Source organism: Nitrospirota bacterium, from assembly GCA_016212215.1.
Classification (GTDB): domain Bacteria; phylum Nitrospirota; class 9FT-COMBO-42-15; order HDB-SIOI813; family HDB-SIOI813; genus JACRGV01.
Map to the genome: position 1 here is coordinate 1 of JACRGV010000034.1, position 12984 is coordinate 12984.

Here is a 12984-nt window from a genome sequence, read left to right on the forward strand (position 1 = left end):
ATCCCCACCCTAACCCTCCCCTTGAAGGGGAGGGGATAAAAACTAAGCACCCTCTCCCTCAGGGAGAGGGTCCGGGTGAGGGTGGGGTTGTTTCATCCTGAGCCTCATTTTCATGTACCTTTGTGAGCCGAAGGCTCATGACGGTTCATCCGAAAATCACCTCCGGCGGGGTTGGAAAACCCCGCCTATCCCTTTCTACGAGGATAGGCGGGACTTTCTTGTCCCGCTGATTTTCATGGCCCTTTGTGAACCCTGGTTCATGTGGGTTCATCCGAAAATAACCTCATTATTTCAAGGCTGCAATCTTTTCCGTCAGTAGGACTGACTTTTCTGCGGACATTGCCTCCATTATCTTCCCTGCATGTTTGCTTTTTATCTTCGACAGAAGCTCAACTGCCATTCCACTGTCTAATTTCTCTATCCTGCGGGCGGCATCGGATGGTGTCATTGCCTCATATATCTTTACTATGTTCCCAATCCCTTGCGAAGATTTTCCATTACCGGCACCATTAGTGCCATTACCATTATTCGATGCTAACTCTTTCTGAATCCGCTCACGCATTGTGGAATACTGCTTAATTGACAAATCAACTGTATTCTTCAATATATTTATCCTGTCTTCCTCCCTTTTTAAGGCATCTTCTCTCTTAACCAATTCTCTTTCCCTGTCTTCAAGCGCCTTCATAATACCTGAGATATCTTTATTCTCTTCACTAGAGACATTCTTAACAGTATCCTTATTCTCCTGTTTGGCAGACGCAGGCAGGAATAAAAAAACACCAGCTAAAACAGTCAAGAAGATTGTAAGGTATATAATAAACTCTTTCCTGTTTAACAATTCTCCCTCACATAACGGATATTGCCCGTCTCATCAAGTACCTTTTTTTCTGCCCTCTTCTCAGCATCCCGCATTATTGCCTTATCCTTTGATTTTACCTTCTCAATTATCTTTTTTTCCTGTGTTGCAATAATCAATGACTCTTTTTTCTCGTCGTATAATACTTGTGTCTCCATAACTCTCTTTTGTTGAGATTCTATTTCTATTTTTATCTGCTGTAGGTACATCTGATAAAGAACAAGCTCATGGGGTGCAAGATTTCTCTCCTGTTTTTGTTTCAGCTCCTCATAAGCCTGTCTTCTTATTTCTTCAAGGGTAAACAACCTTTTTTCCTCAATATCTAATTTTTCTGTTGCCTCTGCCAGCTCACTCATCTTAGACTCCTCTACAAATACCCTATATTGAAGCAGGGATTCATATCTGAATTTCATCTAATAAACTCCCTTCCGCTTCTCACCTCCCCCTTGACGGGAGGGGGAAATGGCTTGGGAGAGAATGTCCCTAAGCAATCTTACTTCTTACATCTTGCTTCTTGCCTCTGTCTTCTTACTTCTTACATCTTGCTTCTAACTTCTGCTTACTGCTTCCCCTTCTCCTCAAAAATATCACCCAACCCCTTTACACTATTCTCAAAATCCACCTTTTCATTTATCCCCTGGCAGAGAAAGGAATTGATCCGGTCTATCATCTGAATGGCATAGTCTATCCTCGCATTATTCCCTTTTTTATAGGCACCTATATTGATCAGGTCCTCTGCCTTCTTATATATCGCAAGTACCTCCCTCAAACGTCTCGAGTGATTTATGTGGTCTGTGGCGGCAACGTCTATCATTGTCCTGCTTATGCTGTGCAGTATATCAATGGCAGGGAAGTGATTCTGTGAAGCGATCTCCCTTGAAAGGACGATGTGGCCGTCCAATATAGACCTCACAGCATCTGCAATAGGGTCATTCATATCATCCTCTTCAACAAGCACAGTATAAAGCCCTGTTATACTGCCTTCGCCGTAACATGTGCCTGCCCTCTCCAATAACTTAGGCAGGGCAGAGAATACAGATGGTGTATATCCCTTAGTAGTCGGAGGCTCACCGACAGCAAGCCCGACCTCCCTATGTGACGCAGCAAACCTTGTTACAGAGTCCATCATAAGAATAACCTTTTTACCGCAGTCCCTGAAATACTCTGCAATGGCTGTGGCAATGTATGCACCCCGCATCCTCACAAGCGGCGGCTGGTCAGAGGTAGCAACTATAACAACCGACCTGGCAAGGCCTTCTGTCTTCAGGTCTTTTTCTATAAATTCCTTAACCTCCCTGCCCCTCTCTCCTATAAGTGCAATAACATTTACATCTGCATTAGTGTTACGCGCAATCATTCCAAGCAGGACACTCTTTCCAACACCGCTTCCGGCAAAAATCCCGAGCCTCTGCCCCTGTCCGCATGTCAGAACCCCATTTATAGCCTTTATCCCAAGGTCAAGCGGTTTTTCAATCCTTCTCCTGTCCATAGGGTTCAGCGGGTCAGAATAGATAGGGTAAGAAAGCTTCTCAACAACATCCCCTTTATTATCAATAGGATTTCCAAAGCCGTCCAATATCCTTCCTAAAAGACTATTACCGACTTTGATAAGAGCCTTGTGCCTCTTTGCAACTATCTTACTGCCCGGTGAAAAACCTCTTGTCTCTCCAAGAGGCATAAGCTGTATGCGTTCACCTTTAAAACCTACTACCTCAGCCTCCACGGATTCATTGCCCCACTTTGTATAAATATCGCAAAGCTCACCGATTGATGAGCCCGGCCCATGTCCTTCAATTATGAGACCCAATATCTGAGTAACCTTACCGTATATCTTTATTGGATCTATATCTGAGATTGCCCTGTGATACTTCTCTATGTCTAACATACATCCCCTGAAAAAGAAGGTAAACCACAGAGCACACCGAGAAAAAGATTACCATTAAAGGAATAATTTATTTTCTCTGTGTACTCATAAAGTGAAATTACCTGAATTAGATATATTATTTTATTAAACATATTTAATACTTGAGTACACAGGGGAAAGCTTATATTTAATTTGTTTTTTTATTATATCCTCTGTGTTCTCTGTGGTTTAAAATTACTCAATTTGGGTATTCACGTTTCCGGCCCTTCTGACCTCTTCTTCAATAATAGTAAACTGTGAATCTATCCTCGCATCAACATCCCCGTGATTTGTCTCAACCATGCATCCTCCGGGATGTATCTTCTCATCAACATCAAACAATATATTTTTTACACCATCAACTAAGTGTAAAAACTCAGACTTGTTCTTGCTCAGAATATCGTAATCAACAGGGCTTATTTTTATTTTGAGTGTTTCACGGTCGGACGTCTTTTTGATTGCCTCCCGCACTGTATTAACTACCACATCCCGCTCCTTCTCTGCTGCCTCATACACTATCTTTTTTGCCATAGCAATGGATAGCTCTACAATGTCAGCCTCTATCATCCCATAAATACCGGCACTCAGTTTCTGAACACCATCAATCAATGACCTTACAAGGTTTAACTCATTGCTTAACTCCTTGAGCATCTGAAGCCTGCCTGCGTCCAACCCCTCCTTAAACCCCTTTTCAAATGCATCTTCTACCTGTCGTAGCCTTTCAATTTCATCCTCATCTACATACTCCTGGGCCGCCTGACCGCCTCCGGCAGAATTATCAACCGACCGTAAGAGGAATGGTTTAACATCATGCATACTATGATGACTTTTTAGAATCCTGCCGTTCTCAGATGAGGACTTCTTCACTCCCCTTACCTCCAAGTACAATCTTGCCTTCCTCTTCAAGCCGTTTTGTAATCTTTAAGATCGCCTGCTGTGCCTTTTCAACATCACTTAATTTAACAGGCCCCCTTGCCTCCATATCTTCCTTTATGCTTTGAGCTGCCCTTGAGGACATGTTCTTCAGGAACCTTGCCTTCAACTCCTCACCTGCCCCTTTCAATGACAGCATAAGTTCTTCCTTGCCAACCTCTTTTAATATCTCCTGAATACCCCTGTCATCAACTTTATTAAGGTCCTCAAACACAAACATCATCTGTCTTATCTTTTCAACAAGGTCAGGATAGTTCTGTTCCATACTGCTCATAATTGCACTTTCACTTGTCCTGTCCATGTTATTCAGTATTGCTGCAACCGCCTCCGGGCCGCCTATCTTCTTACTTACCACACTGCCGCCCATCTGCAGTTGTTTGGTAAGCACCTCTTCTATCTCCTTAATTACCGACGGCGATACACTCTCTATTGTTGCCATCCTCAATATTACATCCGGCCTGATTGCCTGAGGAAGCGAGGTCACGACTTGTCCTGCATGGTCAGAATCAAGATGTACCAATATCAGGGCGATTGTCTGCGGATGTTCACCTTTAATAAGATTTGCTATACTGCGTGCATCTATCCATTTTAATGACTCAAGCCCTTTGCCCTCACTTGATATTGCAAAATTTTCAATAATCTTATCCGCCGTATCCTGTCCCATGGCCTTTGTGAGCACATTTCTGAGATAATCCTCCCCTGCAACTAAAAGCCCGTCCGGTGACTTTGCAACCTCACAGAATTCCTTCATTATGGCCTTCACACTGGTAGGTTCCGGTTTGTTATTCTTAGAAAAATAATTACCTATCATCCTGATCTCTTTAGGCTCTAAACTCTTCATAACCTCTGATGCTACATCCTCACCCAGAGACAACAACAGAATCGCCGCCTTCTCAAACCCGCTCGCCTTTTCCTCAGCCATTACCGGAACACTCCTTTATTTAGTGCGTCTTTCTTCAACCTTCAGCCTATTTACCTAATACCTTCCAATGCTCACCCCCACCCTACCCCTCCCCCCTCAAGGGGGAGGGAATATTGAAGAATTCCTCTTGCTTCAGCCTTCCAACCTTCAGCCTTCCTACCTAATTACCTTGCCTTATTTTTCACTTATCCACGTCTTTATCAGCTTAGCTGTCTGTGTTGGATTTTCTTTTGCAAGTTTTATAGCCTCTTCCCTGAACCTTGTATCTTCAACCTGTCCCTGCCCTATATTATAATTCCCTGCTGCCTCAAGCTCACTTACCTTTGGAAAGTGGCCGCCGGTTCCGGCAATAGCCGGGACTTCCCGAACTGCTACAGAAGGTGTAAGTACCGTATTCATCATTGGTTTTATTACTAAGAGGAAGATCAAGAGGACTGTAATACCCGCAACAAAATATTTAATAATGGGCAGCAGCCCATTCAACTGGAATAACTTGCTGAATGTACCCTGTTCCGGTTCAGGTTCATTTATGGAAACATTAGAATCAAAAGAAATTCCGGATACCTCAACCTGGTCTCCCCGTTCTTCACTGTAACCTACAGCCTTTTTCACAATCTCTGTATATTTTTTTAGTTCTTCATCTGTACGAGGGATATATTTCCTTGTCTCTTTACCGTCTGTCCCCTTTACAGCCTCGTAATTGCCGTCAATCAACACAGCAGCAGAAAGACGCTTCAATGTCCCGACAGGCTCAAGTATATGGTTCACAGTCTTGTTAATCTCATAATTTATGGTCTCCTGCGTATGGTTTGAAGAAGAATTATTCCCACCCTTGCCGCCTGCGGCCTGGGGATTCTCAGCCTTTGCCCCCGGCATATTTGATATAACCCCGGGTACACCTGATGCACTGCCTGAGGAACCGGAGGCGTTCTCCTGAGACCTCTGCTCGCTCCTCACAGCCGTCTTCTCCGGGTCATACTTTTCTTCAGTTGTCTCTACCTGTTTAAAATCCAGTGTACTTGATATCCTTACCACCACCTTGCCGGAACCGACAGCATGCTCCAGCATACTCTGCACCCTATCTTCAAGCGATTTTTCAAAACCCTTCTGGTAGTCATTCTGATAGTTTGTAAGCTGGGCATTATAACTGTCATCTGATGGACGGGATAATACATTTCCATGAGTATCTATAATTGTGACATTCTGGGGAGACAAACCTTCTACACTGCTTGACACAAGGTGAACTATGCCCTGCACCTGACTCTGTGAAAGGGTCCTGCTGCCGCGGAGTTTAAGGACTATAGAGGCACTTGTGTGCTCTTTTTTATCTGCAAACAGTGTCTTTTCAGGGACAGCAAGATGAACCCTTGCATTTTCAACCTCTGAAAGCTGACCGATAGTACGGGAAAGTTCCCCCTGAAGGGCCCTTCTGTAATTCAGCTTCTGGATAAAGTCAGTCATTCCTATTGTTGTCTTATCGAATATCTCAAACCCCACACCTCCGCCGGCAGGCAATCCCTGACCGGCAAGTGTCATCCTTAGCTCATGTACCTTATCACCGGAAACCATTACAGAACCGCCGTCTCCAACTTCATAAGGGATCTTCAACTCCTGTAACTTCTGAGTGATTGCCCCTGCATCTTCAGCAGACAGATTTGAGAAAAGTACATGAAACACAGGACGGTTAGCCCATAGGACTATAACAGTAACTACAGCTATGGCTGCTGCTATACCTCCAATGGCCATTAATTTTTGGCCGATGGAGATTCCTGCTAATTTATTTTGTATGTCCGATGATATAGCCATAATTATTAAATCAAAATCCCCCTAACTCATTAACCAATCACTGACCACTGTTTATAGGAAAATCTCCATAGCTCACCCTCCACCTGCCCCCCTCCCGTCAAGGGAGGGGGAATATTTACTATTCACTATTCACTGTTTTCATTTATAACTGCATTCTCATCATTTCTTCATAAGCATTAACAATCTTGTTTCTTACCTGCATCATCATCTGAAATGACAGGTTTGCCTTTTCCATTGCTATCATAACCTGATGGATATTTGTATCTTTACCGACCAGAAAATCCTGTGTTGCCTGATCCGCCTCGTTCTGAAGCCCATTGACCTTCTCAATCGAACCCTTCAGCACATCCGCAAAAGACTCCTTTGCCCCTGATGCCTTATCAACACCCTTAGTTGAAACATCCTGAATTACTTTACCGATGCCTTTTATACCGATGTTATCCATGAATTCCCCCGAAAATCCTCTCCGGCGGGGTAAGAAAACCCCGCCTATCCATTTCTATGAGGATAGGCGGGACATTCTTGTCCCGCTGATTTTCTATAAACCCCATCCCCACCCTTACCCTCCCCTTGAAGGGGAGGGAATAAACTTAGCGCCCTCTCCCCTGAGGGGAGAGGGCAAGGGTGAGGGGTGCTTCTTGCCTCTTGCATCTAACTTCTAACTTCTTACTTCTTGCCTCTTGCTCATCTCCCTATCTCCATCGCCTTCTGCGCCATGCTCTTCGCTGAACTTATTGTTGTTACATTTGCCTCATAAGCCCTTGAAGCTGAGATCATGTTTACCATTTCCTCAAGAAGATTTACATTAGGCAACTGGACATAGCCCTCTGCATTTGCATCCGGGTGCTGAGGGTCGTAAACAAGTTGAAACGGCCTCTGGTCCTCAATCACTTCGCTAACATTTACCTTCCCAGAACCATTTCCGCTCATTGAATCAAGCACCTCTGAAAACACCACGTCTTTCCTCCTGTAAGGCCCCCCCTCAGGAGAATGTGTTGAATGAGCATTTGCAAGGTTACCTGCAATAATATTCATCCTCACCCGCTGTGCCTCAAGCCCTGAAGCGCTTATGTTAAGAATCTTTTCTATGTCCATTTGATGCTCCTCCTGTTCATCCGAAAATAAACCCCATCCCCACCCTAACCCTCACCTTGAAGGGGAGGGAATAAACTAAGCACCCTCCCCCTAACCCCCTCCCGTCAAGGGAGGGGATAAACATTGCACCCTCTCCCTCAGGGAGAGGGTCCGGGTGAGGGTGGGGTTTTCATTTCACTATTCACTGTTCACTATTTTTACCTTCCTTCCCTTATCGCAGATAAGAGGCCCTTAAATTTTCCTGTTAATATCTGGGCAGATGCATTGTAGGTAATGGTGTTCTCAGCCATCCTTGCCATCTCCATCTCGACATTTACATTATTATTGTCATAATCAGCGCCGCTGGTATTTTTTATCTCAACAAGGCCCTGCACATTTCCTGATCCGGCACTATTGAGATTTATGTGGGCCGGATTTGTTACGGAAATATTGTTTGCCTTTTGTGTATTCATTACTGTCTCAAGTTCTTTGGCAAAGTTCACACTCTTTGCGCTGTAATTAGGTGTATCCTGATTTGCAATATTTGATGCAATGACCTCATGCCTGACATTCATCACATCAAGGGCCTTTGAAAGAAAAGATACTGTCTTGTCAAATAAATTAATGTTCATATGTAAGAACCCCATCCCCACCCTAACCCTCCCCTTGAAGTGGAGGGAATACTTCTACCTTCTACCTTCAGCCTATCTACCTAATTACCTACTTATTACCTGTTTGCAATTGACATACCATATTCCAAATAGTTATATTTACCATAATTTTCAATGAGTTATACATTGCCTTTGTTTTCCTTAGCATTTTATATACGGTCATATTGGCCGCCTTGTTTTTGAGGGGCAGGCAAAATCTGCCTCATATAACACCCTCTTCCCTGTACTCCTTCAATTTATTCCTTAGGGTACGGACCCCGATGCCGAGCAGTTTTGCTGCCATTGTCCTGTTGCCCTTTACATCTTCAAGGGTTTTCATTATCAATGACCTCTCCATTGCATGTACAGAAAGACCTGCGCTGATTACGGATTCTTTCTCCTTTTCTTCTGTTTTCCCATCTATCATTATGTGTTCAGGCATAATGGTATCACCGTCCGTCAGTAGGATGGCCCTTTCCATGGTGTTTTCGAGTTCCCTTATGTTTCCCCTCCATTCATGCTTCTGCAATATTGACATTGCATCCCCGGATACCTTCAATAAAGACAACCGGTTTCCCTTGACACCGATATTACGGTGCTTTGTCAAAAAGAATTCAGCCAGATATGGTATATCCCCGCTCCTATCTCTCAAAGGGGGAAGGGTTACCGGAAAAACATTCAGCCTGTAATATAGGTCCTCCCTGAATCTTCCTTCTTCAACCTCTTTTTTCAATGACTTGTTTGTAGTGGCAATAACCCTGATATTGATGTCTACAGGTTCCCTTCCGCCTATAGTATCAACCTGGCGTTCCTGAAGAACACGTAACAGCTTGGCCTGTAAGGGCAGGCTCATCTCGCTGATTTCATCAAGCAGTAATGTCCCATTATGGGCCTGAATAAATTTCCCGTTTCGTTTGTTAATTGCGCCGGTAAAAGAACCCTTTTCATATCCGAACAACTCACTCTCAAGCAGGCCGTCAGGAATAGCCGCACAATTTATTGCTGTAAATGAGCCGGAAATCCTCCGGCTTCTGTTATGAATAAACTTTGCGAACATCTCCTTGCCTGTGCCGCTTTCCCCTTCTATGAGTACAGTTACATCGCTGAGGGCAATCCCTTCTGCAATCTTTAACAGCCTCTGCATCTTTGGGTCCTGTGTAACAATCTCATGTTGAATTTTCTTTTCTGCAGAAGTATTTTTGTTTTCCGGCATTGAGGCTATTCCCCTTTTCACAACCTCTTCAAGGGCCTCTATAGAAAACGGTTTTATAAGATAATCAAAGGCCCCCAGTTTCATGGCCTCCACAGCATTATCAATAGTCCCGTAAGCAGTAATAATAACAACCGGCGTATCCTGCGACTGTCTCTTAATCTCTTTTAATACATGTATACCTTCACTGCTGTTGGTCATCCTGATGTCAGTAATTACCATGCAAAACTTTCCTGATGAGAATTTTTCAATCGCCTCGTTACCCTCTGATGCTGTTTCAACAATGTATCCGCACCGTTTGAGTGTTTCGCTCATGGCGTATCTCATCTCCCGGTCATCATCTACAAGAAGGATTAATTGATTCATAATTCATCCTCTGCTGATTGTTTAACTGCAGGAAACTTGATTGTAAACTTAGTCCCCTCGCCTTCCTTGCTCTGCACCTTGATATTCCCTCCATGCACCTTCAGAATATTGTGAACTATAGTTAAACCAAGACCCGTGCCTTTCTCACTTGTAGTAAAAAAGGGGTCAAAAATCCTTTCTGATAATTCAGCAGGGATTCCGCATCCTGTGTCTGTAATATGGATATCAACATCCATATCAGGGAATCTTTTTATTGTTTCAATAGTCAAAACACCACCGGCCTTCATAGCCTGCAGGGAATTCACAAACATATTGACGAACACCTGCCTTATAAGTATTTCATCACAATTTATCCATATATCAGGGTCTATCTTCTGTATTACTTTTATATTATTTTTCAATATGTTATATGACACAACTTCAAGGCATTTCTGAAGCATAATTTCAGCATTATTCATCTTTAAGTTTGGTTTAGGTGTGCGGGTAAAGTGGAGGAGGTTTGAAAGGATTGTGTCAATATTCTTGACACTGCATATCACATGGTCAATAAGCCTCTTTTTGTCTGCATCATCGTTTAATTCCTTACGGAGTAAAGATGTTATCAGTTCAATACTACCCAGAGGGTTTCTAACCTCATGCACAATCTTTGTTACAATCCATCCTAAAGATTCAAGACGCCCCTCTCTCTCCTGATCTATTGTGGGCCGTATATTCATTAGCGTATCATCCTTCATTTATACTCCCGTAAATAGTGTCCGTTAAACCGTCTTACTTCTTACCGTCTTACTTCTTACCGTCTTACTTCTTACCTCTTACTTCTTGCCTCTTACTTCTTGCCTCTTGCCTCTTACCTGACTACCAACGCTAAATCCTTCATCCTCTCCTCTGAGACCTGTTTTATAAGCCCTGTAGAACCATCTGCGAGCCTTGAGAATATCCTCTTTGCATCCTCTTTCTTATTCAATCTCATCAGGCAGTCACCTATCATAAACTGGACTGTATCCGAGTCTTCTTTACCGGCTTTATAATTAGATGCCGAACGATAGGCATCAAGCGCCTCCTGATATTTTTCAAGTCCAAAATACGCATTACCAAGGGAGATGTTTGCAGTCTGTTTATATTCAACATCCTTACCCTTTCCTGAATGCGTTAACAAATCATTAAGAATAACAGCACCTTCTTCAAGCTTTCCTGATTTTAAAAGTATGTCTGAGAGCTTTACATAAGCAGTGGGATACTGATACGGGGCACCGCGTAAAACAGCATAAAAATAATTCGCTGCTTTATCATACTCTTTGAGATTATATAGGCTCTCTCCTGTCATAAAGGTTGCACTATTAAAATACTCACCCTGCGGGAAATCTGTTATATATCTCCCAAGTGCCTCCACAGCCTTACCATACTCACCAGTGTTAAAATACAATTCCCCCACCCTGTATAATGCTTTTTCTCTTTTATCACCATTTCGATCAACCACTTTCTGATATAGAGAAACAGCCTCACCTGTTAAATAGACCCGGCTGTTTGCATAAGCAATATCCATCAACAGGTCATCATCAGTAATACTGCCTACTGTTTGTTTAAGATATTTCTGATAACCCAATACAGCACCTGCATAATCCCCTTTTTTCATCTTTTCCCTAACCTGTTTACCGAGTCTTTCTGTAAGAACAGATAATGCGGATGACAGCTCCTTTGACATATTAGCGTCAGGCGATTTACTGAGCAGAGCACTGTAAATGTTGATGGCCTCATTCACTTTCCCCTGTGACTCGAGCACCTTTGCAATCTTATATCTTGCCTTAACAGCCGTTGGATTATTACCGGATGCTGATTCAACATCCTTGTAATACTCAACCGCCTCATCCAGCAAACGATGGTCTGTTCCGAACATAAACTTCAGATCTCCAATAGCGAGTTTAATCTTGGTCTTTTCTTCAGTTGTGGGTGCTATTGCCATTGCCTCTCTGTAAATCTTTTCAGCTACAATAGCTTTATGTTCAAGGAGATAGGTATCAGCCACCCTTTTTAATGCAGTACATGATTTTGTTGTCTTAGGATAAAGGTTAAAATAATTGAGGAAACCCTCTCTCGCCTCTGAAAGCAGGCCGTTTTGAAATTGAACCTCGCTATAATTATAAAGGACTTGAGGTCTTCCCTTAATGTATGAAGGCCATTTCCTTAAACCTTCATCATATATCTTTTTTGCCTCCCCGTACTCATTCATTTCAACAAACACCCCTGCGATCCCAAAAAAACCTTCTCTCTCCTTATTCTCCGGGTACTCCTGTATCACTGTCCTGTATCCTTGTATAGCCTCTTTATATCTCCCCGTTTTCTCATAAGTTAAAGCAATCAGATACAGTGCCTCTGATCCGTAACGTGATGCAGGGTAGTCATTCAAAAGCCGCTGAAAAATAGCCATAGCCTCTTCAAACTTTTCCATCTCAATATAGACTTTGCCGACCTCTATCAATATTGGAGGAACTTCTTGTGGTGCAACAGCCATTGCTAAGGTAAGTCCCTCCTTGAACGACTTGTGGGTTTTCATCAAAATATTCATATCCTTCTTTTCTTTTAACTTAGCGCTTCGAAAAAAAATACTGCCGATATAAAGAACTGCTATCCTGTCCGAGTTAGTATTCGGATATTTTTCTGTTATGTCTGTAAAGATCCTGAACGCATCTTCATACTTTCTATCCTTACAAAACCGTACAGCCTGTAAAAACTCTTCACTCCCTTTTCCCTGCACAGATTCTGCCCACAAAGGAACAGCATTGTCATCAAAATATTCAACCGAAACTGAGTTGAACGGCGAGGCAAGGAGAAGGGAATAGTTCATAAGTACAAACAGTAAGATTATTATTGCAAAGGAGAATTTTTTGAAGCTCCCTGCAAAAAACCGCAGGGAATCTTCGAAATGTAAGGTAGTCATATTTATATTCGTTCGTTAACCCCGCAGTAATCTGCGGGGATTGCACTCACTATGCATTTTCATAAGCCAAGTTAGAGATAAAGCAATTCGTATGCCACGAAAATAATAAATGTAACTTATTGATTTGTTAAGGAAATTTAATGTGGAGTTAAATTTAGAAATATAGGAATTGTCAATCTATTGACGGATAGGAAGTCAAAAAAACAAAACAAACCTCAGCCATTCTCGCTGAAACATACCTCTCTTACAAATGCGGGACAAGAATGTCCCGCCTATCGCGGCGATAGGCGGGGTTTTCTAACCCCGCTGTAAGGGCATTTACCTGATAC

The 12984-nt window shown here is 42.9% G+C and carries 12 protein-coding genes; all 12 read right to left on the reverse strand.

Features of this window, described 5'->3' with window-relative positions; genetic code table 11:
- Positions 1 to 286 precede the first annotated feature (286 nt).
- Entirely contained in the window at positions 287 to 838 is a 552-nt protein-coding gene (locus HZA08_03140; protein MBI5192422.1) for a hypothetical protein, read from the reverse strand.
- Positions 832 to 1269, reverse strand: coding sequence for a flagellar export protein FliJ (fliJ, locus tag HZA08_03145; protein MBI5192423.1), 438 nt, complete (start codon positions 1267 to 1269; stop codon positions 832 to 834). The genes HZA08_03140 and fliJ overlap by 7 nt, the downstream gene beginning before the upstream one ends.
- Before the next feature lie 146 nt (positions 1270 to 1415).
- Complete coding sequence (gene fliI / locus HZA08_03150) at positions 1416 to 2741, reverse strand: flagellar protein export ATPase FliI (GenBank protein ID MBI5192424.1); 1326 nt, start codon at positions 2739 to 2741, stop codon at positions 1416 to 1418.
- Between the two features lie 213 nt (positions 2742 to 2954).
- Positions 2955 to 3626, reverse strand: a complete 672-nt coding sequence (locus HZA08_03155; protein MBI5192425.1) for a hypothetical protein — start codon at positions 3624 to 3626, stop codon at positions 2955 to 2957.
- Complete coding sequence (gene fliG, locus HZA08_03160) at positions 3607 to 4614, reverse strand: flagellar motor switch protein FliG (protein ID MBI5192426.1); 1008 nt, start codon at positions 4612 to 4614, stop codon at positions 3607 to 3609. The genes HZA08_03155 and fliG overlap by 20 nt, the downstream gene beginning before the upstream one ends.
- Positions 4615 to 4788: 174 nt before the next feature.
- Positions 4789 to 6420 (reverse strand): flagellar M-ring protein FliF, encoded by a 1632-nt coding sequence (fliF, locus tag HZA08_03165; protein ID MBI5192427.1) that lies wholly within the window; start codon positions 6418 to 6420, stop codon positions 4789 to 4791.
- 142 nt (positions 6421 to 6562) lie between these two features.
- Positions 6563 to 6865, reverse strand: a complete 303-nt coding sequence (gene fliE / locus HZA08_03170; GenBank protein MBI5192428.1) for a flagellar hook-basal body complex protein FliE — start codon at positions 6863 to 6865, stop codon at positions 6563 to 6565.
- Between the two features lie 239 nt (positions 6866 to 7104).
- Complete coding sequence (gene flgC / locus HZA08_03175; protein MBI5192429.1) at positions 7105 to 7515, reverse strand: flagellar basal body rod protein FlgC; 411 nt, start codon at positions 7513 to 7515, stop codon at positions 7105 to 7107.
- A 197-nt stretch (positions 7516 to 7712) separates the two neighbouring features.
- The gene (gene flgB / locus HZA08_03180; protein ID MBI5192430.1) at positions 7713 to 8141 is read right to left on the reverse strand and encodes a flagellar basal body rod protein FlgB; all 429 of its coding nucleotides are present in this window, start codon (positions 8139 to 8141) and stop codon (positions 7713 to 7715) included.
- 226 nt (positions 8142 to 8367) lie between these two features.
- A complete protein-coding gene (locus tag HZA08_03185) occupies positions 8368 to 9720 on the reverse strand; it encodes a sigma-54-dependent Fis family transcriptional regulator (GenBank protein ID MBI5192431.1) in 1353 nt (450 codons plus the stop codon).
- The gene (locus HZA08_03190) at positions 9717 to 10454 is read right to left on the reverse strand and encodes a hypothetical protein (protein ID MBI5192432.1); all 738 of its coding nucleotides are present in this window, start codon (positions 10452 to 10454) and stop codon (positions 9717 to 9719) included. Before HZA08_03190 ends, HZA08_03185 begins: the two co-directional genes overlap by 4 nt.
- Before the next feature lie 113 nt (positions 10455 to 10567).
- Complete coding sequence (locus HZA08_03195) at positions 10568 to 12655, reverse strand: tetratricopeptide repeat protein (protein MBI5192433.1); 2088 nt, start codon at positions 12653 to 12655, stop codon at positions 10568 to 10570.
- Positions 12656 to 12984: the final 329 nt, after the last annotated feature.